This is a genomic window from Sphingomonas sp. YR710, from assembly GCF_900101455.1.
GTDB lineage: Bacteria > Pseudomonadota > Alphaproteobacteria > Sphingomonadales > Sphingomonadaceae > Rhizorhabdus.
The window spans coordinates 200,954-225,075 of the sequence record NZ_FMZJ01000001.1 but is presented as its reverse complement, the minus strand read 5'-3'; the positions used below and the strand labels follow the sequence as shown (position 1 = coordinate 225,075).

21 protein-coding genes are annotated in these 24,122 nt (G+C 64.1%); 7 read left to right on the top strand and 14 right to left on the bottom strand.

The features are described 5' to 3' along the window. Positions 1-9 precede the first annotated feature (9 nt). On the bottom strand, positions 10-1,347 hold the full coding sequence (locus BLS13_RS01155) for an AmpG family muropeptide MFS transporter (protein ID WP_093449093.1): 1,338 nt from the start codon (positions 1,345-1,347) through the stop codon (positions 10-12). Positions 1,348-1,592: 245 nt separating this feature from the next. On the opposite strand from BLS13_RS01155, the gene BLS13_RS01150 reads away from it, so the two are divergent. Next, entirely contained in the window at positions 1,593-2,921 is a 1,329-nt protein-coding gene (locus BLS13_RS01150; RefSeq protein ID WP_256325647.1) for an MATE family efflux transporter, read from the top strand. Here BLS13_RS01150 and BLS13_RS01145 read toward each other — a convergent pair. Then, on the bottom strand, positions 2,915-3,334 hold the full coding sequence (locus tag BLS13_RS01145; RefSeq protein WP_093449092.1) for a response regulator: 420 nt from the start codon (positions 3,332-3,334) through the stop codon (positions 2,915-2,917). The two genes, BLS13_RS01150 and BLS13_RS01145, sit on opposite strands and share 7 nt — an antisense overlap. An 86-nt stretch (positions 3,335-3,420) precedes the next feature. Between BLS13_RS01145 and BLS13_RS01140 the strand changes: the two genes are divergently transcribed. Together BLS13_RS01140 and BLS13_RS01135 are read left to right on the top strand one after the other, a co-directional pair. Continuing rightward, entirely contained in the window at positions 3,421-4,737 is a 1,317-nt protein-coding gene (locus BLS13_RS01140) for a dicarboxylate/amino acid:cation symporter (protein ID WP_093449090.1), read from the top strand. Positions 4,738-5,044: 307 nt separating this feature from the next. Then, positions 5,045-5,878, top strand: a complete 834-nt coding sequence (locus tag BLS13_RS01135) for an outer membrane protein (protein WP_176943376.1) — start codon at positions 5,045-5,047, stop codon at positions 5,876-5,878. A gap of 23 nt (positions 5,879-5,901) precedes the next feature. Here the strand turns inward: BLS13_RS01135 and BLS13_RS01130 are convergent, their stop codons facing one another. The 9 genes from BLS13_RS01130 to BLS13_RS01095 all read right to left on the bottom strand — a co-directional run bounded on the left by BLS13_RS01130 (position 5,902) and on the right by BLS13_RS01095 (position 14,299). Next, positions 5,902-6,891: a GlxA family transcriptional regulator gene (locus tag BLS13_RS01130; protein ID WP_256325646.1), complete on the bottom strand. Its 990-nt coding sequence runs from the start codon at positions 6,889-6,891 to the stop codon at positions 5,902-5,904. Beyond that, the gene (locus BLS13_RS01125) at positions 6,888-7,181 is read right to left on the bottom strand and encodes a putative quinol monooxygenase (RefSeq protein ID WP_093449086.1); all 294 of its coding nucleotides are present in this window, start codon (positions 7,179-7,181) and stop codon (positions 6,888-6,890) included. The genes BLS13_RS01130 and BLS13_RS01125 overlap by 4 nt, the downstream gene beginning before the upstream one ends. Positions 7,182-7,234: 53 nt before the next feature. Then, positions 7,235-7,651, bottom strand: a complete 417-nt coding sequence (locus BLS13_RS01120; RefSeq protein WP_093449499.1) for a c-type cytochrome — start codon at positions 7,649-7,651, stop codon at positions 7,235-7,237. 2 nt (positions 7,652-7,653) lie between these two features. After that, positions 7,654-9,243 carry a flavin monoamine oxidase family protein gene (locus BLS13_RS01115; protein WP_093449083.1) on the bottom strand — a complete coding sequence of 530 codons (1,590 nt, stop codon included), beginning with the start codon at positions 9,241-9,243 and terminating at the stop codon, positions 7,654-7,656. A 129-nt stretch (positions 9,244-9,372) separates the two neighbouring features. Further along, positions 9,373-10,287 (bottom strand): class A beta-lactamase, encoded by a 915-nt coding sequence (gene bla / locus BLS13_RS01110; protein WP_093449081.1) that lies wholly within the window; start codon positions 10,285-10,287, stop codon positions 9,373-9,375. 60 nt (positions 10,288-10,347) lie between these two features. Further along, positions 10,348-10,497: a lmo0937 family membrane protein gene (locus tag BLS13_RS20210; RefSeq protein WP_143011831.1), complete on the bottom strand. Its 150-nt coding sequence runs from the start codon at positions 10,495-10,497 to the stop codon at positions 10,348-10,350. 108 nt (positions 10,498-10,605) lie between these two features. Further along, positions 10,606-11,526 carry a cysteine synthase A gene (cysK, locus tag BLS13_RS01105; protein ID WP_093449079.1) on the bottom strand — a complete coding sequence of 307 codons (921 nt, stop codon included), beginning with the start codon at positions 11,524-11,526 and terminating at the stop codon, positions 10,606-10,608. Then, complete coding sequence (locus BLS13_RS01100; RefSeq protein ID WP_093449077.1) at positions 11,523-12,806, bottom strand: MFS transporter; 1,284 nt, start codon at positions 12,804-12,806, stop codon at positions 11,523-11,525. The genes cysK and BLS13_RS01100 overlap by 4 nt, the downstream gene beginning before the upstream one ends. Positions 12,807-12,904: 98 nt before the next feature. Next, positions 12,905-14,299 (bottom strand): MFS transporter, encoded by a 1,395-nt coding sequence (locus BLS13_RS01095; protein ID WP_093449074.1) that lies wholly within the window; start codon positions 14,297-14,299, stop codon positions 12,905-12,907. 269 nt (positions 14,300-14,568) lie between these two features. Between BLS13_RS01095 and BLS13_RS01090 the strand changes: the two genes are divergently transcribed. Next, positions 14,569-15,522 (top strand): 2-hydroxyacid dehydrogenase, encoded by a 954-nt coding sequence (locus BLS13_RS01090; protein ID WP_256325645.1) that lies wholly within the window; start codon positions 14,569-14,571, stop codon positions 15,520-15,522. Between the two features lie 51 nt (positions 15,523-15,573). Continuing rightward, positions 15,574-16,227 (top strand): glutathione S-transferase family protein, encoded by a 654-nt coding sequence (locus BLS13_RS01085; protein ID WP_093449068.1) that lies wholly within the window; start codon positions 15,574-15,576, stop codon positions 16,225-16,227. A gap of 4 nt (positions 16,228-16,231) precedes the next feature. Here the strand turns inward: BLS13_RS01085 and BLS13_RS01080 are convergent, their stop codons facing one another. Beyond that, positions 16,232-18,505: an ATP-dependent helicase gene (locus tag BLS13_RS01080; RefSeq protein WP_256325644.1), complete on the bottom strand. Its 2,274-nt coding sequence runs from the start codon at positions 18,503-18,505 to the stop codon at positions 16,232-16,234. Between the two features lie 190 nt (positions 18,506-18,695). Between BLS13_RS01080 and BLS13_RS01075 the strand changes: the two genes are divergently transcribed. Both BLS13_RS01075 and BLS13_RS01070 read left to right on the top strand, forming a co-directional pair. Then, positions 18,696-19,181: a homogentisate 1,2-dioxygenase gene (locus tag BLS13_RS01075; RefSeq protein WP_256325643.1), complete on the top strand. Its 486-nt coding sequence runs from the start codon at positions 18,696-18,698 to the stop codon at positions 19,179-19,181. Positions 19,182-19,272: 91 nt separating this feature from the next. Beyond that, positions 19,273-19,506 (top strand): hypothetical protein, encoded by a 234-nt coding sequence (locus tag BLS13_RS01070; RefSeq protein WP_093449060.1) that lies wholly within the window; start codon positions 19,273-19,275, stop codon positions 19,504-19,506. Positions 19,507-19,544: 38 nt separating this feature from the next. On the opposite strand, the gene BLS13_RS01065 is transcribed toward BLS13_RS01070, so the two are convergent. Beyond that, complete coding sequence (locus BLS13_RS01065; RefSeq protein WP_093449056.1) at positions 19,545-22,247, bottom strand: adenylate/guanylate cyclase domain-containing protein; 2,703 nt, start codon at positions 22,245-22,247, stop codon at positions 19,545-19,547. Continuing rightward, positions 22,244-24,031, bottom strand: a complete 1,788-nt coding sequence (locus BLS13_RS01060; protein WP_176943375.1) for a GAF domain-containing protein — start codon at positions 24,029-24,031, stop codon at positions 22,244-22,246. The genes BLS13_RS01065 and BLS13_RS01060 overlap by 4 nt, the downstream gene beginning before the upstream one ends. Positions 24,032-24,122: the final 91 nt, after the last annotated feature.

The window sequence follows — 24,122 nt, the reverse complement described above, 5'->3', positions numbered from 1 at the left end:
ACGGTAGCCCTACTCCCCCTCCCCCGCGCTCCCCATCGACTGATCGATCAGCCCCGCCCGCATCATCAGCCAGAACAGGATGATCCCCGGCAGCGCGATCACGGTGGTGAACAGGTAGAAGTTCACATAGCCCATCGCCTCGATCATCGCGCCCGCTGTCGTACCCGTGACGAGCCGCCCGACCACACTCGCCGCCGCCGAGATCAAAGCATATTGCGCGGCGGTGAAGCGCAGGTCGCAGAGCGCGGAGAAATAGGCGACCACGGTGACGCCGCCGATGCCGCTCGAAATATTCTCGAAGCCGATCGCGCCCGCCATCGCCCAGTCGCTATGCCCGCTCGCCGCCAGCCCGGCGAAGCTCAGGTTGGAAACGCCCATCAGCACGAGGCTGATCAGCACCGATCGCTTCATCCCCAACCGCGAATACAGGAAGCCGCCGATGAAGATGCCGATCAGATAGGCCCAGAAGCCGAAGCCGACGTCGTAGATCGCGATCTCGTCATTGGTGTAGCCCAAGGAATCGAACAGCAGCCGGAAGGTGAGATTGGCGAGCGTATCGCCGATCTTGTGGAGCAGGATGAACAAAAGGACGAGCGCCGCGCCGCGGCGACGGAAGAATTCCATCAGCGGGCCGACGATCGAGGCGAACAATTCGGCTCCGGTCTTGCGCCCCGGTGGCTCGCGGTGCCGCTCGGGCTCGCCCATCACCAGCCCGGAGATCATCGCGGGCAGCGCGAAGGCCGCGCAGGCGATATAGGCGCCGTCCCAGCCGATCCGGCTGGCGAGCACCAGCGCGAGGCCGCCCGCGGTCGCCGATCCGATCCGCCAGCCATATTGCGACATGCCCGCGCCCACGCCGAGCTGCGACGCATCGAGCAGTTCGATCCGATAGGCATCGATCACGATATCGAAGGTCGATCCCGCGACGCCGACCAGGATCGCGGCCAGCGCCGTCGCCTTCAGGCTCGCATGCGGATCGACCAGCCCGAGATGAACGACCGCCGCGATCACCAGCGCGCCCGCCAGCAGCAGCCACGACACGCGCTGCCCGAGCCGGCCGATGATCGGCAGATGCACGCCATCGACCATCCACGCCCACAGGAATTTGAGATTATAGACGAGGAAGGCGAGGGTGAAGGCGGTCACGCTCTTCTTGTCGATCCCGTCCTGCGCGAGCCGCGTCGTCAGGGTCGCGCCGATCATCGCGTAGGGAAAGCCCGAGGATATGCCGAGGAACAAGGCGGCCAGCGGCGCCGGCGCGAAATAGGGTTTGATGCCGCCCCATAGATTGGCGGGAAAACCCTGACGATCCCGGACGGATGCGCCGTCCCCCGATGTGCTGTTCATGGGGCGCGACAATAGCGGCGATGGGGCGCGGCGGAAGGGGGTTTGGGAGGGCTGTTTTGTTAATGAGCTGAGCCGCCTTCTCATCGTCATTCCCGCGAAGGCGGGAACCCATATACTCTGTAGCCCGAGCCTCTCACAGCTCGGAGGTTATAGGTTCCCGCCTTCGCGGGAATGACGAATTGGGAAGCGCGCGCCCAATCGACACCGGCTAGTCCCCCCTTCCCACATCGGCTATCGCCCCCGCCATGACCGCCCCGCCCGCCACCATCAACCGCGCAATCTGGGCGATTGCGTTGCCGTCGATGGCGACCAACGTCGCGACCGCGTTGTTCGGGCTGGCCGACATATGGGTGATCGGGCGGCTCGGCGAGGCGGCGACGCAGGGGGCGGTCGAGATCGGCGCCAAGCTGATGATGTCGCTGCTGATGGTCTTCAATTTCCTGCGATCGGGCTCGGTGGCGCTGACCGCGCAGGCGGCGGGCCGGAGCGACGATGACGGCCAGGCGACCGTGCTCGTGCGTGCGCTCGCCGCCGCCTTGTTGATCGCACTCATTCTGCTCGCCGCGCGGCCATTGCTGGTCGGTATCGGGCTCGACATGCTCGGGGCCGGCGGCCGGGTCGCCGAACAGGCGAAGCTCTATGTCGACATCCGCTATTGGGGATCGCTGCCCTGGTTGCTCAATGCAGTGCTGACCGGCTGGCTGATCGGCCGCCGCCGGCTGCGCGCGATCCTGGCCATCGAGGTCGGCGCCAATATCGTCCATATCCTGCTCGATGCCGGGCTCGTACTCGGCGTGCATCTCGGCGTCGCGGGCGTGGCGATCGCGACCTTGTTATCGGAAAGCATCAAGTTCGTCGCGCTGGCGGCGATCGTCGCGCGCGAACCTCCGTTCCGCCGCGCGCTCGCGTTGGTTAAGCACCGTGCGACTTGGGCGCCACAGGCGATCGCCGAGCTGTTCCGGCTGAACCGCGATCTGTTCGGACGCACCCTGCTGCTGCTGACCGCGACGATCCTGCTCACGCGCAGCGGCGCGCAGCAGGGCGCGCCGATCCTCGCCGCCAATGCGATCCTATTCCAGATGTTCCTGCTGTCGGCGTTGATCCTCGACGGCTTCGAGAGTGCGGCACAGGTGCTGTGCGGCGAGGCGCGCGGCCGGCACGACCGCGCGGCCTTCGTCCGGGCGGCGCGATCGATCCTGCTGTGGGGCTGGGGCGGGGGCGCGGCGATCAGCCTCGCTTACGGGATGGGCGGCACGGCGCTCGCCGCGAGCTTCAGCGCCGATCCGGCGGTGATCGCGATGACGGCGCGCTATGTCGGATGGGCCGCCGGCCTGCCTTTGCTCGGGGTTGCATCCTATGTGTTCGACGGCGTCTTCATCGGTGCGACGTGGACGCGGGCCCTGCTGATCAGCATGGCGGCTGCGCTCGTCGTTTTTGTCGCGGCGCTGATGGTCTCGGCGCCGCTCGCCAATGACGGGCTGTGGCTGGCTTTCTCGATCTTCCTGATCGGGCGGGGCGGGGCACAGGCGATAATGCTGCCGCGGTTGATCCGCAGGAGCTTCGGCGCTCAATAGAGCGTCAGGCCCGGTGGTATCCGCTTTGGCGTGCCGCCGTGCAGCCTCGTCTCGACGGCCTCGATCGCCTGCTTGAGCGCGCGCTGCGTATAGGGCTTGGCCAGACAGCCGATCGCGAGTGAAGGCGCATCGATCGGGCAGGCCGCGGTCACGAACAGCAAGGGGATATCCGCCGCCATCGCCGCCCGCGCCACCTCCACGCCGCTGCTGCCGCGCGCGAGCGCCACGTCGGACAGGATCAGGTCGATCCCGCCCACCGCGATCGCCGCCATCGCTTTGGCCGCATCATCAGTCGTCACCACGACCGTATAGCCGATGTCGATCAGGAAGTGCTCATTGTCGAAAGCGACCAAAGGCTCGTCCTCGACGATGAGCAGCCGTTTGATCTTTCCCGCGCGCCGGCCGAACAGCATGGTATCTCCCTATTAAAACGCCACCCCGCCCTTGACCCGTTCCGGCTTTGGCCCGACGACAGGGAAACCCCAATCTGGAGACGCATGTGGCCAAGCGCCTCACCTGGTATATCCTGATCGCCATGCTCGTCGGAATCGTCGTGGGCATCACGCTGAACCGGACAATCGCCGATCCAGCAACGATTACCAACGTCACCGGCTATATTTCGATCCTTACCGATCTTTTCCTGCGGCTGATCAAGATGATCATCGCGCCACTGGTGTTCGCGACGCTGGTTTCGGGGATCGCCCATATGGGGGATACGACCGCGCTCGGCCGAATCGGGCTGCGATCGATCCTGTGGTTCATGAGCGCCAGCCTGGTGTCGCTGACTCTAGGCCTCGTCATGGTGAACCTGCTCGAGCCCGGCGTCGGCCTTGGCCTGCCGATCCCCGATGTGACCGCCGCGAGCGGCATCGAACGGGCGGGCTTCACGCTCAAGGATTTCGTCACCCATCTCGTGCCCAAGAGCTTCTTCGAGGCGATGGCGAATAACGAGATCTTGCAGATCGTGATCTTCTCGATCTTCACCGGCGTCGCAATGACGGCGATCGGCGAGAAGGCGGCGCCATTGCTCCGCGGCATCGAGGCACTGGCGCAGGTGATGCTTCAGATCACCGGCTATGTGATGCGGTTCGCGCCGTTTGCGGTGTTCGCGGCCGTCACCTCCGCGCTTGCGCAACAGGGGCCCGGCATCTTGTGGACCTTCGGCAAGTTCATGGGCGGCTTCTACCTGACCATGATCATCCTGTGGGGGCTTTTGCTCACGGTTTGCTTCCTGATCGTTGGCGGCCGATCGCGCCTGCTGGTCCGCTACATCCGCGAGCCGATCCTGCTGGCATTCACCACGGCGTCATCCGAAGCCGCCTTCCCGCGCACGCTGGAAGCGCTCGATCGTTTCGGCGTGCCGCGGCGGATCGCCAGCTTCGTGCTGCCGCTCGGCTATTCGTTCAACCTCGATGGCACGATGCTCTATTGCACCTTCGCCACGGTGTTCATAGCGCAGGCCTATGGCATCCATCTGTCGCTGGGCCAGCAGGTGACGATGCTGCTGGTGCTGATGGTAACGTCGAAGGGCGTCGCCGGCGTGCCGCGCGCCAGCCTGGTGGTGATCGCATCTACCCTCGCCTTCTTCAAGATTCCTGAGGCCGGCCTGCTGCTGATCCTCGCCGTCGACCATTTTCTCGACATGGGCCGTTCGGCGACCAACGTCGTCGGTAATGCCGTCGCCAGCGTCGTGGTGGCGAAATGGGAGGGCACGCTGCAGATGCTCGAACCGGCCGAGATCGAACCGCCGCACGCGCCCGCCCATACGCCGGAACATGGCCGAAAGGGGCTGCATCTCGATCCGTCGGAAAGCTGAGCCCCAACACTTCCGACTAGGCGGCCCTGCCGCCTTCGATCCCATCATTGCTGCCTGTATCGACCCTCGTGCCGATTGGCGAGCGCCGGCCTGCGCGCGTCTGAAATTTGCACCCAGTACCGCCCTTCAGTCCTAAGCCATATGCATGAATACCAACCTTCCTCCCACTCCCGGATCAGAAAATCCGATATGGATGCAAAAAATACGTAGCAATTACGTATCAATCCGATCTATCCACCGCCGGCCGTAACTGGCTTGCAGTGAGAGCAGAATATTGAATGCTCATGGAATACTAGGAGGGGTTCGAATGAAACATTTTCTTACAGTGGCGGTAGCAGCCGGAGTGGCCGCATTTGGCGCCACGGGCGCATCGGCGCTCGATCTCGCCAAGGGTTCCCCCAGCTGGACCGGCTTCTATGTCGGCGGCCAGCTTGGCTATAGCTGGCAGCCCCGCGACAGCGACGAGACGATCAGCTTCGATCGCAATCGCGATGGCACGTTCGGCGATGCTTTCCCCAATTTCTCGCCGGGTTTCTGCGGCGGTGTTCCCACCAGCCGGACGCCGAACACGGGCTGCAAAAAGGATAATGACGCCACGATCTGGAAGCTGCACGCGGGCTACGACTATCAGTTCGGCAGCAAAGCCAGCGGTCCTGTCGTCGGCGCGGTCGTCGAAGCCGGCAAGGCCTATCTTTATGACAGCGTGACCGCCTACAGCACGACCCCCGCAGTCTATCGCTTCAAGGCGAAGCTCAAGGAGAATGCCTCGATCCGCGCCCGCGCCGGCTATTCGCTCAGCACCGGCACCCTCGTCTATGGCACCGGCGGCGTTACCTATGGCAAGATCGAGAACAGCTTCACGACGACCAACGCGGTCAACACCTTCACGCCCAGCGACCCGACCAAGCATGCCTGGGGTTACAATTATGGCGGCGGCATCGAGCAGAAGGTCGGCCCGTTCTCGATCGGAGCACTCTATCTGTTCACTGCGCTTAAGAACGATGATTATCGGGTTGCCGTCACCGGTGGACCGGTCGGTGGCCCGTTCACCGTCATCAGCGGCACCGGCACCGATTTCCGCCGGAGCTTCTCGAAATTTGCTTATCATTCGATCGTGACGACGGTCAGCTACCGCTTCTGATCGCGGTAGAAGGGGAGTGTCCGCTACCCGCGGCGCTCCCCAATGTCCTGTTCAGCCCCGCGGCGCGCGTGCAGTGGTGATTTGCGCGCGTTGCGCGGCGGCATGCCATAATGTTCGGCGAATGCCCGCGAGAAATGCGACGGGCTGCCAAACCCGCAGGCGACCCCGATTTCGGTGATACCAAGGCTCGTCTCGCCCAGCAGCGCCATCGCGCGCATCAGCCTGATCCGTCGATAGGTCTCACTGATCGTTGCCCCCAGATGATGCGTGAACAGCCGCTCGAGCTGGCGCACCGACACATCCTCGCCCTGCGCCAGCACCTCGCGGGATAGAGGCTCGGCGATATGCGCCTCCATCAGCGAGAGCACCCGCACGACGCGCGGATTCCACACCCGATACCGCTCGCTGAGTGACATGCGCTGCGGCCCGCTGCCCTCGCGCGACTGCGTCCGGATATGCCATTCGCCCACCGCCGTACCCAAAGCGGCGCCGTGTTCGCGCGTGATCAGATCCACCGCCAGATCGAGCCCAGCGACACCGCCGGCACAGGTGATGTACCGCCCGTCGATCACATAAAGCGCCTGCTGGAGTAGCACATTGGGGAAGGCCTCGGCAAAAGCCGGCTGATGCTCCCAATGAATCGTCGCGCTGCGCCCGTTGAGCAGGCCGGCGCGGGCCAGCAGATAAGGCCCGCCCGACACCCCTGCTAGCGCAACACCATGCGCGGCCAACCGGCGCAGGCTGGCAAAGACCGCCTCATCATCGAACGCCGACGGATTGCCTGCGGCAAAGATGAACAAGGTATCGATCTCCGCCAGTGTGTGGAGATCGCCATTGACCGCGATCGCTGCGCCGTTCGAGGCCTCCGCGCCGGGCGCTCCGGTCGACAGATGCTGCCAGCTATAGAGCGCCTGCCCCGACAAAAGGTTGGCCGCGCGAAACGGCTCGACGATCGATGCGTAAGACATCATCGCGAAGCCGTCGATCAGCAGGAACCCAAGCCGGCGCGTCACACCTGCTTGAGATAATCGAAATAGGTGCCTTCGGGTGGACCATCAAGCGCCGCGATAAGCCTTTTGATCAGCGGTTGCGGCAGCAATTGCGCCGCTGCGCCATGCGCCTCGATCGTTTCCCAGCGCTCGATCAACAGGAAACGCCGCTCATTGCCACAGTCGCGCAGCAGGTCCAGGCCCAGTGCGCCCGGCTGGGCACGAAAGAAATCGGTGATCTCTGAAAGGACGGTCTCCAGCGCGGCATCATGCCCTTCAATGGCGTGCAACAGATAATGGCGAACGACGGTCATGCGGCTTCCTCTCGCTTTTGGGCCGCAAGCTTAACGCCCTTCGCCGCCGGCGATCAATGGGCAGCAGTCGGCGGCGGCGGCATCATTTGCGCCACCTCCTCGGCGGTAACCGGCTTGGTATATGTGTTGCCGAAATGGGTCCGGATATAGGTGACAACATTGGCGATCTGCGCCGGGCTCAACACATCGGTGAACCAGGGCATCGCCCCCTGCCCGCCTGCGACCATCATGATCGGGTAGGCCGATACCGCAAGCTTCTTGTTGTTCGCCAGCGCCGGAATCGTCGCCGCGCCGCTCGCGCCCTTGCCGTCGGCCATGTGGCATGCCTGACAGACGTTGCGATAGACCTGCTCGCCGGTCACCGGAATCGGCGGCTTGGTGCCGCCACCGCCCGGATCGTCGGCAAAGGCGGGTGCCGCGCCGAGCAACAGCGTCATCGCGGCCAGGCAGGATGTCGACAGTCGATTCATGATCATGCCTCCAGCGCGCGCTTGTGGAGCCGCGTGATCGCATCGATCGACGACAGCAACGCGCCCTCCATCCAGCATCCGACATAGGAGGCATGTTCGCCCGCCAGCACGATCCGGCCGTCCATGCCCACCAATGTCTGATAATGCTGCTTGCGGCTTTCCTCGGTCCAGCGCGCGCAGCAGCCAAGCGTCCACGGTACCCGGCTCCACGCCACCGACGCGCCCGTGGTGAATTCCTTGCGATATTGCGGATGGATCACCGACCCTTGCGCCAGCGCCGCCTCGATCCGTCCTTCCGGGGTCATGCCCGCAAGGTGATAGGCGCCCAGATCGCGCGCGAAGGCGCCAAGCAACACCGCCGGCCCATCCTGAAAGAAATGGTTGTTCGGATAGGAAACCAGCCCGATCTCCTGATTGGTGAAGCTGATCCCGCCATAGATCGACTCATCCTCCTCCCAGAAGCGCCGCTTGAATTCGAGGCCGATCTTCACCTGCCCCGAATAGGGCACCGCGCGGATCGCCGTCTGCATTTCGGGCGAGACCTGTGTGTCGATCTGGCTGAGTACCGACAAGGGAATCGTGCAGACGCACCAGTCGGCCTTGGCCTCGTTCGCCGTACCGGTGGCGATATCGGTGTAACTCACAGTCACGCCCTCAGCGCTTTGCGCGATCTTCGAGACCTTGGCATTGTGAGTAATGAGCTGCGACACCTGCCGCGCGAAGCCCTTGCCGATCATGTCCATGCCGCCAACCGGCTGGAACATCGTCGTCTGCATCTCATAATTCATGAAGAAGGACATGGTCGACCAGACTTGCGGATCGAGCACATCGTGGAAATCGAGGAGTTCGGAGGGAATCGGCGCACCGTTGACGCCGCCGCCGGGGGGGCGTTCATAACCGCGGTGACTCGAACTGCGCAGGCCTTTGACATAGGCCATATCGTGGTCGAGCATCCCCCAGGCGCGCAGGGCCTCAAGCAACCGTTCGCGATCCTCCTTCGACAGTTGGGCGTCGAGCGCCTTCATGTTGATCGACTTGGCGAGCAGTTCCGCGACATGCCCCTCGAAGTCCGCCGCCGCCGCCTTGTAACGCACCGGCTTCCCGCCGAACGCATCGGTGCTGTGGACATAGGCATTGTGGTTGAACTGGACAAACGGCTCGAGCGCGACGCCGAACGCCTTGCAATAATGGAGCAAGGTGCGGTGGTGATGCGGGATCCGCCACGGGCCGGGGTTCAGATAATTGCCGTCGGCAAAGCCCACCTTCTGGGTGGCGCCGCCCAGCTCGGTATAGGTATCGCCGCCGCGCAACGACCAGTTCCGACCGCCCGCCCGCGCCTGATATTCGAGCACGCGGACCTGATAGCCCGCCTTGGTCAATTCATAGGCCGCGAGCATCCCCGACAGCCCGGCGCCGAGCACGATCACCGATGCCCCATTGCGCGCGCCGGACAGATTCGGCGGCCCATGGAACTGCGTCTCGGCGGCATGGCCGAGCGCGGTCATCGCTTGGTACAGGGCCGCCATGCCGGCGGTCTTGCCGATGGCGGTCAATATCTGTCGTCGCGTCGGCGCGGAAAAACCGTCGATCATGTGCCGCAATCCTCTTAATGCTGCACATGCGTAAAGACCGCAAAACCGCCTCGTCAATCACTTTGTTTTCTTGATAAGAAAGGTAGCGGATCGAGCCGCGTCATCCGTCTTGATACCAATGCGGGGGCTTCATCGCCGCCCGAATTGCGCCGCTGCCAGCCGGCCAACCGACGCCAATATCGCTTCGCGCGCGTCGGCGCCAAGCGTCACCCCCGTCATATAGGCTGCAACGATCACCGGATCGCGGCCAGTCGGCCAGATGACCGCGATATCGTTGGTCGAGCCCCGACCCCCGGTTCCCGTCTTGTCACCGACGGCCCACCCTGCGGGCAGCCCCGCCCGCAACCGCGCCGCGCCGGTCCGGCATCCGATCAACCAGCGCGTCAGCAGCGCCCGCCCGTCGGCCGGCAAGGCGGAGCCGAGCGCGAGCTTGCGCAGGCTGCGCGCCATTGCGGCCGGTGTGGTCGTATCGCGCGGATCGCCAGCCCGCGCCTCGTTCAAGGCGGGTTCGATCCGGTCGAGTCGCGTTTCGCGATCGCCGATGCCACGCGCAAAGCGGGTGAGCGCCGTCGGGCCGCCCGAGGTCGTCAGCAGCACATTGGCGGCGGTGTTGTCGCTCATCGTAACGGCCGCTTCGCAGAGTGCTTCGATCGTCATCCCCGGATCGCCGACATATTTGCTGGTGACCGGTGCGTAGGAAAGGAGATCGGCCGTGCCGACCACGATCCGCCGGTCCAGCCGCTCCTCGCCGATCGCCACGCGGTGGAGAATGAGCGCCGCGAGCATCACCTTGAACGTGCTGCACATCGGGAAACGATCATCGAGCCGCCACCCGACCAGCCGGCCATTGCCGCAATCGAGCATCGCCACACCCAGCCGGCCTCCCGACTGCCGCTCAAGATCCGCCAGTTGCGTGGAAATATCGTTTGCCGGCAGGCGCCGCGTCATTGCGGGCTCGGCGAGCATCAGCGCACCGACGGCCATCATTTCCCGGCGGGAAAAGCGGCCGGCCGGAAACGAATGATGCGCTATATCCCGTTTCATAAACGCTCCCGATCTCCGGAAGCGTTTATGCCACAGCGTACCTCATGCACCAGAGGCGGTTCAGACCGCGGATCGTCCCGTCACGAAATGCACGATGATCACGATGATCGCGATCACGAGCAGAAGATGGATCAAGCCGCCCGCAACATGGAATGCGAAAAATCCGAGCAGCCACAAAACCAGCAACACGATCCCGATAATACCAAGCATGCGTCTATCCTCTTCCGGTCTGTCGAGCGCCACGAATTTCCTTCGGAATCCATGTGTTCGGCAGCCTAACGAGCCGATCGGCCCGCGGTTCCGGAGAGGCTTGGCGGATTATTCCGGCAGGAAATCGGGCACCGACAGATAGCGCTCGCCGGTATCGTAATTGAAACCGAGCACGCGGCTGCCGGCCGGCAATTCCTTGAGCTTCTGGGCAATCGCGGCCAAGGTCGCGCCCGAACTGATGCCAACCAGCATGCCCTCCTCACGGGCCGAACGGCGGGCATAATCCTTGGCGTCGGCCGGATCGACCTGGATCACGCCGTCGAGCAACTGGGTGTGGAGGTTGGCCGGCACGAAGCCCGCGCCAATGCCCTGGATCGGGTGCGGGCCGGGCTGGCCGCCCGAGATCACCGGGGACAAGGTCGGCTCGACCGCGAACACCTTCAGCCCCGGCCAGCGGCCCTTCAGAACCTGCGCGACGCCGGTGATATGCCCCCCGGTGCCGACGCCGGTGATCAGCGCATCGATCGGCGCATCCTGGAAATCGGCGAAGATCTCCTCGGCGGTCGTCCGCACATGGACCTCGATATTGGCGGGATTTTCGAACTGCTGCGGAATCCACGCACCCGGCGTTTCCGCCTGCAACTGCAACGCGCGCTCGATCGCGCCCTTCATGCCCTTTTCCCGCGGCGTGAGATCGAAGCTGGCACCATAAGCCAGCATCAGCCGGCGTCGCTCGATCGACATCGATTCGGGCATGACAAGCACGAGCTTGTAACCCTTTACCGCCGCCACCAGCGCGAGGCCGATGCCGGTATTGCCCGATGTCGGTTCGATAATCGTGCCGCCGGGCTTTAGCCTGCCCGACTTTTCGGCTTCCTCGATCATGGCGAGCGCGATACGATCCTTGATCGATCCGCCAGGATTGCTCCGCTCGGATTTGATCCAGACTTCGGCGTCGCCGAACAGGCGGTTGATCTTCACATGCGGCGTGTTGCCGATGGTTTCGAGAATCGAGGCTGCCTTGGTCATGCTGCTTTCTCCTGTCCTGAGACATCATCTAGCGTGTCGGGGGTCGCAAAACTACGGGCGCCGGGTATTTCGGGGAACAATCTGGCCCATATGATCGCCACGGCGATCGTACCGATGCCTCCACCCACCACCGCCCACACGGGGCCGATCGCCGCGGCCAGGAAGCCCGATTCAGCTTCACCGAGTTCGTTCGATCCCGAAACGAACAAGGTCGAAACAGCGCCGACCCGTCCCCGCATGTCATCGGGCGTATAGAGCTGGATCAGCGTGGAGCGCACGAATACCGAAACCATGTCCGCGGCACCGAGCAACGCCAGGCAGGCCAGCGACAAAGGGAACCAGCGCGACAGGCCGAACACCACCGTCGCCACGCCGAACAGCGCCACCGCGAACAGCAATTTGACGCCGACATTGGTCTTCAGCGGACGGTTGGAGAACCAGATCGCGGTCAGCGCCGATCCGAAGGCCGGCGCCGCACGCAAATGCCCGAGACCCGACACGCCGACATGCAATATGTCGCGCGCATAGATGGGCAGCATCGCCGTCGCGCCGCCCAGCAGCACGGCGAACAGATCGAGCGAGATCGCGCCGAGCACCAACTTGTTCTGTCGCAGATAGAGCATGCCGTCGATCATCTGCCGCAGCGGATGGCGCCGGCTGTCCAGCGCGATGCGCGGGATAGCCGGAATCGTCATCAGCAGGCTGAAGGTCAGGCCGAACGCGACCGTACTCGCGACGAACGGCAGGGCCGGCCCGATCGCATAGAGATAGCCGCCGATCGGCGGACCGAGCACCGCTCCCGATTGCCATGCGATCGAACTCAGCGCGATCGCGCGCGGCAGGATCGCGCGCGGCACCAGATTGGGCGACAGCGCCTGCAGTGCCGGCCCCGCAAAGGCGCGCGCAACGCCCAGCAGCGCCGCAATCGCGAACAAGGCCGGCAGGGTCGTCGTGTTCCGCCACGCCATGATCGCCAGCGCCGCCGCGCATCCCGCCTCCAGCAGCGCCGTCGATCGCGCTATCCAGCGCCGGTCGAGCCGGTCGGCGACCCAACCGGTGACGAAAATCAGCAGCAGCAGCGGCATGAATTGCGAAACGCCGATCAGGCCGAGCTGCAGGGCGGCCTTGGCCGGCGGCATCGTCCGGCGGGCGATATCGTAGGTCTCCCACCCGATAACCACGATCATGCCGTTCTGCGCGAGCGTGGAGGTCAGTCGCGCGCACCAATAATGGCGATAGGCCGCGATCGACAGCGGCGACACAGGCTTCGAGTTTGTCATCGCACCTTCTTCTGACGGATCGCCCCCCGACCCGGCAACCGCGCTTTTCCTTGACCGCCCCAAGCGATTTCTTCGGTCATGCGGCGAAGCCGGAAAGCCTAGATTTCGGGCAGGTCCTCGAATTCGACATGCAAGACGGGCGAACGCAGCAGCAGGATACTGCACGTCCCGGCGACCGCTGCGAGCACCGCCGCGATCACCGCAGACGCCGCCCCTGTCCCCAGCCCGGCCGCGAAGATGGTTGCAACGGCTGTCGCGCCCAGTGTTTGCCCGGCACCACGCGTAGTGGTGGTCACCGCGCCCGCCGCCGCGGTTCGCGCCATCGGCGCCGACGCGACGACCTGCCGCACCGTCGGCGAGAAGAACATGCCATAGCCCATTCCGCAGAGCATGATCCGCCAGATCAGATCGAAATGGCTCGGAGTCCCGGTCAGGAGGGCGAGGCTCACCAGCCCGCAGATCGCGATCACCATGCCAACGGCGCCGAGCAAAGCTGCCGGATAGCGATCGGAAAGCATCCCCGATAGCGGTGCGACCATCATCGTCACGATCGGCCATGGCGACAGTACCGCGCCCGATTCCGCGGGCGAAAAATGAAAGCCCTGCTGCACGCGAAACGGCAGCGTCAACGCAATGACCATCGACGACAGGTAGCCCACCAGCAGCGCGATAGACGACAGAGCGATATCGCGTTGCCGCAACAGATCTATCGGAAGCATCGGCCGTTCCTGCCCCAGTTCGCGCCGAACGAAAACGAAGCCGATGGCGACACCCAGCAATACCAAAGCCCCGGAGATCACTGGGGAGTCGCCGTGCACGCCGCTTTCCAGGCCGGTCACCACGAACCCGAAGGTCGCCGCGCAAAGCACCGAACCCGAAACGTCGAAGGGAATGTCGCGCACGACGGGGTCGGGCAGCGTCCGGCGCCCGATCAAAATCGAGAAGACACCAAATGGCACCAACACCACGAATAGCCAGGGCCAACTCGCGACCGACAGGATCGCGCCCCCAACGGTGGGCGCGAACGCGGCGAAGCTGGCGGCCATCACCGTGTTGAAACTCAATCCTCGTCCCAATTGCCTGCGGGGATAGATGCTGCGGATCAGCGCCGAGCTTACGCTGAGCACGCCGGCCGCCCCCACCGCCTGGAAACCGCGCACGAGCACCAGGAACGGCAAACTGCGGGCAAAGAAGCTGAGCATGGTCGCCGCCACGAAGATCATCAGGCCATATTGGTAGATGACCCGGTGACCGATGCGATCGCCCAAAGCCGATGCCGGCAGCATCGCCATCAGCAGCACGAGCTGATAGATCGTCACCACCAGCACCGCGGCCGACGGCGCCACGTGAAGATCGCGCGCGAGCGTGGGCAGCGCGATACTGATCATCGAACCGCTGATTGTCGTCAGGATCGTGCCAAGTGAGACAGCCGCGATTGCATACAGGCGGCGCGACTTCGGCAAGCCACGCTCCAGCTCGCTAGTCGCCGTCATGCAGGGCAGATCATGCGGTGAACCGTGTGGCGCAAGAACACCTCCGGTGATTGTCTGCACGCATCTCCGTCCCCTCCAGGCCACGTCCCAAAAGCCCAAAGCCCGAAAGGAGATCAAGCTCTTTATTTCGAGGCACTATATTTCGGGGACGCAATACTAAATTGAATTGACGCTCCTGTTGAATATTACGTCCCCAAATTATGAAGTTTTCCTTCTGGGGGCGGGCCGCGCCCGTTACAGTCCGCCGCATGGACTGTCCGGACATTCTCATGACCGCCCCGATGCTGCCCCCCGTGATCGCGGCGCTGGATGCGGAATTCGTTCTGCACCGGCTTTGGGAACAGGCCGATCCCGACGCCCACCTGCGCACGATAGGTCCGCGCATCCGCGGTCTCGCGACGAGCACGCTTGGCGGCCGGGTCGACGAGGCGCTGCTCGCCCGCCTTCCCGCGCTCGAAATCGTCGCGAGCTTCGGGGTCGGCTATGACAATGTCGATGCCATCGCCGCGGCCGCCCGGGGGATCGTCGTCACCAACACGCCGGGCGTGCTCGACGACGAGGTCGCCGACCTGACCATCGGGCTGCTGCTCGCCACCCTGCGGCAGATCCCGCAGGCGGACCGCTTCCTGCGCGAGGGACGCTGGCTTGCCGGCAATTTTCCGCTCTCACCAACCTTGCGCGGCCGGCGCGTCGGGATTCTCGGCCTGGGCAATATCGGCAAGGCGATCGCGCGGCGGCTCGAGGCGTTCGACGTGTCCGTCGCCTATCATGGCCGATCGCCCCAACCCGACGTGCGCTACCCGTGGCATCCGACACCCGTCGCGCTCGCCGCGGCAAGCGACGTCCTGATCGCGATCGTGCCGGGCGGTGCCGGCACACGGCACCTCGTCGACGCGCAAGTGCTCGCCGCTTTGGGGCCGAACGGGATACTGATCAACGTCGCGCGCGGCAGCGTAGTCGACGAGACCGCGCTGATCGCGGCGCTGCAATCGGGCACGATCCTCGCCGCCGGGCTCGACGTCTATGCCGACGAACCCCGCGTACCCGATGCGCTGCTGGCCATCCCGAATCTCGTGCTGCTGCCGCATATCGGCTCCGGCTCGGAATTTACGCGCGCCGCCATGGGGCAGCTCGTCGTCGATAATCTCGCGACATGGTTTTCGACGGGAAAGCCGATAACGCCCGTACCGGAAACCACAGCCTTATCGGGATTGACTCAATAGTTTGATATCAACATACCTTGCCTACCAGCCAGAACCGCAGGAGATGATGACATGACGACCGAGCTATCGGCCTTCCGCTGGGTGCCGCCCTTCGCCCAGGGCTATGTGCGCGACCTCCGGGTGCGCTGGGCGCTCGAAGAGGCCAGCATTCCCTATGAAGCGACGCTGGTAGATCGCACGATCCTGGCGTCGCCGGACTATCGCGAATGGCAGCCGTTCGGGCAGGTTCCCGCTTTTCGGGACGACGATGTCGAGATGTTCGAATCCGGCGCGATCGTGCTGCATATCGCCGAGCAATCCGATGCTTTGTGCCCCCGCGATCCCGCGGGCCGCGCGCGCATGATGAGTTGGGTGATCGCGGCGCTCAATTCGGTCGAGCCGCATGTCGAGAGCTATGCATGGCTCGATGTCATCCACGTCGGCGAGCCATGGGTCGAGGAACGGCGCCCGCAATTGCACGCGATGCTGAAGGGACGTCTCGAGGCGCTCGCTACATGGCTCGGCGACAGACCCTATCTGGTCGACGGGCGCTTCACCGCCGCCGACCTGATCATGACGACGGTACTGCGCGAATTGGTCGGTTGCGGGATGCTGGCCGATTATCCGACGCTCGACGCCTATCGCCAGCGCTGCGAAAGCCGCCCCGCATTTACGCGGGCGATGGAGGCGCAATTGCAGCCGTTCAGGGAAAACGCGCCGGCGTGAACAGTCACGGCAAGGTCACGAAGCTGTCGAGCACCCGCTTGCGCCCCGCCTGCTCGAAATCGATCTCCAGCTTGTTGCCCTCGATCTCCACCACCGCGCCATAGCCGAACTTGGTGTGGAACACGCGCACACCCAGCGCGATGTCCTTGCGCGGAGCCTGCGCGAAGCTGACCGCGGAGGCGCGCGCCTCGACCACCCGGCCCGGCACCTTGGCGACGCCACCGGCAGCGGTCGCGCGCTGCCAGCCGGGGCCGCGCCCGGTGCTGCGGCCGAGATGCGCGAACGGATCGGCGCGTTCGGACCATTGCGCGCGCCATAGCGATTCGCCGCCGGCCATCGTCGTCTCGGTCTCGATATGGGCGAGCGGCAGTTCGGAAACGAAGCGCGACGGAATCGACGAGGTCCACTGGCCGTAAACGCGCCGGTTCGCGGCATGGAAGATCGTGCAGCGCCGCCGCGCGCGGGTGATCGCGACATAAGCCAGCCGCCGTTCCTCCTCGAGGCTGGCGAGCCCGCCCTCGTCCATCGCGCGCTGCGACGGGAACACGCCTTCCTCCCATCCGGGCAGGAACAAGGTATCGAACTCAAGACCCTTGGCGGCGTGGATCGTCATGATCGTCACCTTCGCGCTTTCGGCGTCGGCGTCATTGTCCATGACGAGGCTGACATGCTCGAGGAAAGCCGGAAGATTCTCATAATCTTCCATCGCCCGCGCAAGCTCGTTCAGATTTTCGAGCCGCCCTTCGGCCTCGGTCGACTTCTCGTTCTGGAGCATCGCGACATAGCCCGATTCCTCGAGCACCTGCCGCGTGAGATCGGCATGGCCCATGTCGTTCGAGAGGTCGCGCCAGCGCGCGATATCGCCGACCAGATTGCCGAGCGCGCGGCGCGCCTGCGGGGTCAGCTCGTCGGTGCCGAGAATACGAGCGGCGGCGACGGTTAGCGGGATGTCCTCGGCGCGCGCGAGCATGTGGAGCTTGGCCATCGCCTTATCGCCAATGCCGCGCTTGGGCGTGTTGACGATCCGCTCGAACGCCAGGTCGTCGGCCGGTTGGGCAATCACCCGCAGATAGGCCAAAGCATCGCGGATCTCGGCGCGCTCGTAGAATCGGAAGCCGCCGACGATCCGGTAGGGCAGCCCGATCGCGATGAAGCGGTCCTCGAACTCGCGGGTCTGGAACTGCGCGCGGACCAGGATTGCCGCATCATCGAGCTTCCCGCCGCTGCGCTGATGCGCCTCGATCTCGTCGCCGATCCGGCGGGCCTCCTCGGGTCCGTCCCACACGCCGATCACGCGGACCTTCTCGCCCTCGGCCTCGTCGGTCCACAAGGTCTTGCCGAGCCGACCGCCATTATGCGCGATCACGCCCGAGGCGGCGGCAAGGATATGCGGGGTCGATCGGTAATTCTGTTCGAGCTTGATCACCGTCGCGCCGGGAAAATCGCGGTCGAAACGCAGGATATTCGCCACCTCGGCGCCGCGCCACGAATAGATCGACTGGTCATCGTCGCCGACGCAGCAGATATTCTTGCGCTCCTGCGCGATCAGCCGCAGCCACAGATATTGCGAGCTGTTGGTATCCTGATATTCGTCGACCAGCACATAGCGGAAGCGCTGCTGATACAGTTCGAGCACGTCGCGATGCGTCTTCAGGATCGTCAGCATGTGCAACAGCAGATCGCCGAAATCGCAGGCATTCACCGCGCGCAGCCGCGCCTGATATTGCGCGTAGAGCTCGCCCGCCTTGCCGTTCGCAAACAGTTCGGATTCGCCGGCGTCGATATCCGCGGGGTTGAGCCCCCTATTCTTCCAGCGATCGATTAGCCCCGCGAACTGGCGCGCGGGCCAGCGTTTCTCGTCGATGCTCGCGGCGGCGAGGATTTGCTTGAGCAGCCGGAGCTGATCGTCGGTATCGAGGATCGTGAAACTCGGCGTCAGGCCGACGAGCTCGGCGTGCCGGCGCAGCATCCGCGCGGCGATCGCATGGAAGGTGCCGAGCCACGGCATCCCCTCGACCGCCTCGCCCAGGATGCGGCCGATCCGCTCCTTCATCTCGCGCGCGGCCTTGTTGGTGAAGGTGACCGCAAGGATCTCCGACGGCCATGCCCGCCGCGTCGCGACCAGATGCGCGAGCCGCGCGGTCAGCGCCGCCGTCTTGCCGGTGCCGGCGCCGGCGAGCACTAGCACCGGCCCCTCGGTAGTCAGCACGGCCTCGCGCTGCGGAGCGTTCAGCCCGCGCAGATAAGCGGGTTCGGAAGATGCGATATCGCGAGTCACATGCGAACAAGTAGGGAACGACGCCGCGCGGGGCAAGCCAATGGTTATGCCGCGCGTCGCCCAGATCCCCATGCCTCAACCCGGCGTTGTGCCTTGGCTCAACGCTATATATGTTAATATATATCCATAACTCGAAAGGGAAAGCAGGATGCGTCATGCTCATGTTGCAATATTGGCTGGGATTGCATTGATGATGCCGCTGTCAGAAGTCCGGGCGCAGGCCGATGACCAGCGCTGTGCGGCCGGGCCGGCGACGTTGCCGGCCGAGCTTGCCGGTTGGACTTCGCGCCATCCGATCATGGCGGCCGGCGCGGCATCGGGCACCCGCGCCGCGCCGCTGGAAATCGAGACGGCCGCAGACGCGACGCTCAGGCCGACCAGCGAGATGCGCTACGTGACCAGCCCGGAAAAGCCCGGTGATGCGGCGAGCTATGGCGGCCTGTTCGCGTTCACCGTCCAACATGCCGGCACCTACCGCGTGGCACTTGGCGCCGGCGCCTGGATTGACGTGCTCAGCGGCACGAAAGCCATCGCCTCGACAGCGCATGGCCATGGCCCCGATTGTTCGGGCATCCGCAAGATTGTCGATTTCGCGCTGGAGCCTGGCTCCTATATCTTGCAGGTCGCGGGAAGCGGAAAGCCCGCCTTACCGCTGATGATCGCGCGGGCGCCCTGACGCTCCGGATGATTTGACTCGGCCATGCATGGGCTGTCCACGATGGCGGCCCTATCCTATATGCGCGGCTATGACCGTCAGAGGAGACTGCATGGACCGTGCAACCGAAGCCGCCATCAAGGCTGTCCTGCTGGGCCTGCACAGGTCCAAGGCGATCAGCACTGGCCAGATCGTTGCCGTCGCCGACGAACTGGCCTTTGCCGCCAGGAATATCGAGGGCGACGATCCACAGGCCGCGACCGAGATCTCCGATCTGGCAGAGTGGTTCCGCAAGGCGATCACGCCGAAGCCGGACAGCAAACGGGGGCTGCTCTCGCGATTCTAAGTTTTGGGGACGTAATAGCAATTACCGCGATATGAGTGTCACTTGTCGGTGAGTGTCCAGATCCCGTCCCAATTCGCGGGCGGGGGCGAGACCGAGAAGCGGCGGCAGCGTTCGATATACATGGCCGAGGGGCCGTCTTCGGGCATGATCGACAAAGCCGCCTTGAACGCAGCCTCGGCATCGTCCCACGCCTGAGCCCGATAGGCCGCGAATCCCGCCTGATAATGTTCGAGCATCCGGCCGAGGCCATTGTCGAGTTCGCCGATCCGATATTCGAGCGACTCATGGACCGCGACCGGGAAGTCCTTGCCCTTGACCCGGATCAGATCGATCTCGCGCATCAAGAGCGGTTTGGTCAGGCGCTGCTTGGTGAATTCGGAGAACAGGATCTTCGATCCATAATATTTGTTCGCGCCCTCGAGCCGTGAGGCGAGGTTCACGCTGTCGCCGATCACCGTATATTCCATGCGCTTGATCGAGCCGATATTGCCGACGATCACGTCGCCGGTGCTGACGCCGAGCCCGATATCGATCGGCTTCTGCCCGCCGGCCGTGCGCCGCATGTTGAGCGCGGCCAGTTCGACCAGCATCTGGTTGGCGGTGGCGATCGCATTGTCGGCATCGGTGGGGCCCGCGAACGGCGCGCCGAACAGGGCCATGATCGCGTCGCCGATATATTTGTCGAGGATCCCGCCATGCGCGAAGATCACGTCGACCATCTCGGTGAAGTAGCTGTTGAGCATCGCCACCGTCTCGCGCGCTCCGATTGCTTCGGCGATGGTAGTGAAGCCGCGCACGTCGGAAAACAGGATCGACACGGTCTGATCCTTGCCGATCAGCTCGCTCTCACCAGCCTCGAGCAGCTGTTCAGCGACCTCCTTCGACATATAACGCGCCATCGTTGACCGGACGCGCTTTTCGGAGGTGATGTCTTCGAGCACCAGCATCGAGCCGATCCGGTTGTCATTGGCGTCGATCAGCGGCGCGGCTGTGAGGTTGACCGATGCGCTCGTGGCATCGTCCCGCTTGATCTCGGTATCGACGACGAGATGCGATTCGAGATCGCTCGACGTGCGTTCGAGCTGCTCGGCCATCCATGCGTTGGCGGCGAACACATCGCGCGCCGCCTGCCCGGCGAGATCTTCCGATACGCCCAGTAAGGCGCGGGCGGCCTCGTTGGTGCGAACGATACGATTGTCGGCATCGAAGGTGATGACGCCGTTCGACGTACTCTTGAGGATGCTTTCGTTGTAATTCTTCATGCTCAGCACGTCATCGAACAGCCGGGCATTTTCGAGGCATACCGCGATCTGCGACGAGAAGGCGCGCAGCCGGGCCTCGTCCTTCGCAAGGAAATGATCGCCGCTGCGCTTGTTGAGCACCTGGCTCACGCCGATGCGGCCGCCATGCTTGTCGAGGATCGGCTGGCACAGAATCGATCGCGTCACGAAACCGGTCGCGCGATCGACCTCGGGGTTGAAGCGCGGATCCGAATAGGGATCGGTGATATTCTCTGGCTTGCCGGTGGTGAACACCGCGCCGGCAATGCCGCGATCGGCGGGGATGCGGATCTCGCGCACCAGATCGCCCTCGGCAAATAGCGAGAAGAGCTCGTGCGTCTTTTCGTCATAGATGAACAGGGTCGAGCGCTCTGCATTGAGCAATTCGGTGGTCGCGCGCATCACGCGGGCGATCAGTATCTCGAGCTGGAGTTCGCCGGCCAGATCATGGCTGACCGCGAGGATCAGTTGCTCCTCGCGCAGCGCCTCGAGCATCAGCTGGAAACCGCGGAAGATGTCGGCATATTCGTCGGTGGTGAGCAAGTCGACGCGCACGGCATCGAGGCTGCCGACCTCCACCTCACGCATCGCCTCGATCAACTGCCCCGCCGATCGCGACACTTCGAGCGCGGTCAGCAGCGCCATCATTACCGATCCGAGCATGCAGACCAAAGCGACGCCGGCGATCCAGATATAGAGCGGCATCATCTGCCCGGCGCTCAGATGGACGCCGTTCGCCGCGAACATCCGATCGACCTTGAACGCCATCGACACACCGAAGAAGGCGAGCGGCAGCGCGGTCACGAAGATCGCCAGATACAGCAATTTGCTCTTGAGCCGGATCGCGATCAGCCGCGACTGATATTCGGGCGCCAGCGCCCCGCCCAACGCATCGGACAAGCGCAGGATCGTCGGGACGATCTTCCGGCTGACGCCGAAATATTCGAAGATCGCGTGGGTGGGCGATGCGAAGAACATCGTCGTCATCGCAAAAGCCACGACCTGCCATGTCTGGAAACCCGCATTGACCGCGAGATTGGCGGCCGGCAACACGATGCAGACGAGCGCCGTCACCATCGGCCCATGCAGGAAGGTCACGCGCAGGAAGGAATAGAAGGGCAGGTTGAGCGCGGAGAGCATCGCTTCGGACGTCACCGTGGCGGGCGGCGTTTCGCCGCTGTCGAGGATCCGCAACGCCGCCTGGATCGGCCGAACATGCCGCCTGATCACATAGACGTCGGACAGGTTGTAGATCGCGACGACGATCGGCGTTTCGACGAACAGCACGCACCACTGGAAGAAATTGAATTCCAGCCCGAGCAGAACGAGCAGCATCGTCACCGACAACGCGGTGAAACAGCCCCCCTGATAGAGCCACACCAGCCGCCAGAACAATGCGCGCGCCGTATCCGGCCCATGCGCGCCCTTATCCCGAACGGCGATGGCGGGCAGGTCTTTCATGGCAGGTCGCGGGCCAGTTCCGGCACGCGCGCCAGTTCGGCGCCGACCATCGCCGCAAGATCGGCCAGCAGTTCGCGCTGTTCGTCGGTGATCAGGTGCGGGCGCGTATCGACGACGCACAATGTGCCGATCGGCTGCCCGCCCGGCGCATAGATCACCGCGCCCGCATAGAAGCGAACGTGCGGATCGGAGACAACCAGAGGATGTTCGCGGAAGCGCGCATCGAGCAACATATCGGAAATCACCAGCGTCGCCCGCGCGGCAACGGCATGCGCGCAGAAGCTCACCTCGCGAGGGGTCTGTTCGAGGCATGTGCCAAAACAGGATTTGAACCACTGACGGTCGGAATCGATCAGCGTGATCAGCGATATCGGCGCGTGGAGCAGCGCCGCCGCCAGCCGCGTGTGGCGATCGAAACGCTCTTCGGGTGGCGTATCCAGGATGTCGAGCGCATGCAGCGCCTCGATCCTTAGATCCTCGTCGACCGGCATCGGCGGACGCGCCCACAGCGGTTCGGTCCGCAACAGCCAGGTGCGAATGCGAGTGCGGGCATATTCAACCGACCAGGGCTCATCGAGCCGATCGACCGCATCTGGCGCGCCAGCCGCCTTGCCGCCGATCAGCATCAGCGGGAGATCGGGCGTGTGGATCCGCGCGAGCGCCTGATCGAGGCCCGCCAGCCCGGCCTCGGCGATCAGCATCGCGGGATGGCGCCGCGCCAGATCGATCGCTGCATTGGCGTCCGCCGCGTGGTGCAACAGGATGGGTTCGTTGACGACGGCGCGGCGGATCCGATCGATGATGCCGGCGTCCGATGCGATCAGCAGCAGCGATGGGGTCCCCACGACATTCCCGTCGCGGATCGCGCTGGCGGCATTCTTCGTCGTGGTGGGATGGCGATCGGGATCGCCCGAGGGCGTGAGATCGATCACCATGCCTTCGGCCGCAGCAAACAGATCCGGATCGCCTGCGATCATCCGTCCCCGCAGCGCAGCCATCATCGTGTCAACGGCATCGTCGTTGCGCAGCGGATCATGATGGGTAAGCGCCAGCTTGCGCGCGCGCGCCGTGCGGCCGATGGTCAGCGCATATTCGACGGTGCTGTGGCCCCAGCCGCGCTTGGCGTCATATTCGGGTGCCAGATATTGCGCGTCGTGGATAATCAGGTCGGCGTCCTGCATGAATTCGGCATGGGCCAGATCCTCGCCGGCGATCGTGTCATGGCCATGATCCTGGCCCAATGCCAGGTCGCGCGAATGCGGCTCATGATCGCAGGCATAGACCAGAGCAGCGCCACCGCATTCGATCCGGAACGCAAGGGTCAGCGCCGGATGATTCAGATAGCGCGTGTGAATCGTCATATCGTCGATCGCGAAGCTGCCTTCGCCGAGATTGTGATAGCGAACCTTGCCGCCGAACGCGTCGAGCGTCACCGGGAAATAGGTATATTCCATCTGCCCGGCGAGCGCCTCGCGCAGCGACTCGTCGAAGCCCTGCGGCGCGTAGAGATCCCATTCGTGGCCGGGCACGAAGAAGGGGGTGAAGAACGGTATGCCCTGGATATGATCCCAATGGGTGTGGCTGATCAGCATGTGACCACGCGACGGCCGCCCCTCGGCCATGATCGCCTGCGCCAGATCGTGCCCGCCCGTTCCGCAATCGATGATCAGCCGCGTGCCACCGGCAGACGTGATCTCGACGCAGGACGTATTGCCCCCATAGCGGATCGTCGACGGCCCAGGCTTCGCCAGCGATCCTCGCGTCCCCCAGAAACGCACCTGCATGTTTCGATCTCCCCCTCCCGACGATGTGCATTCTTCGTCAAGCCTTTGTCCAGACTTGTCTGGTACGCATCCCGTGATCAGCATATCATAT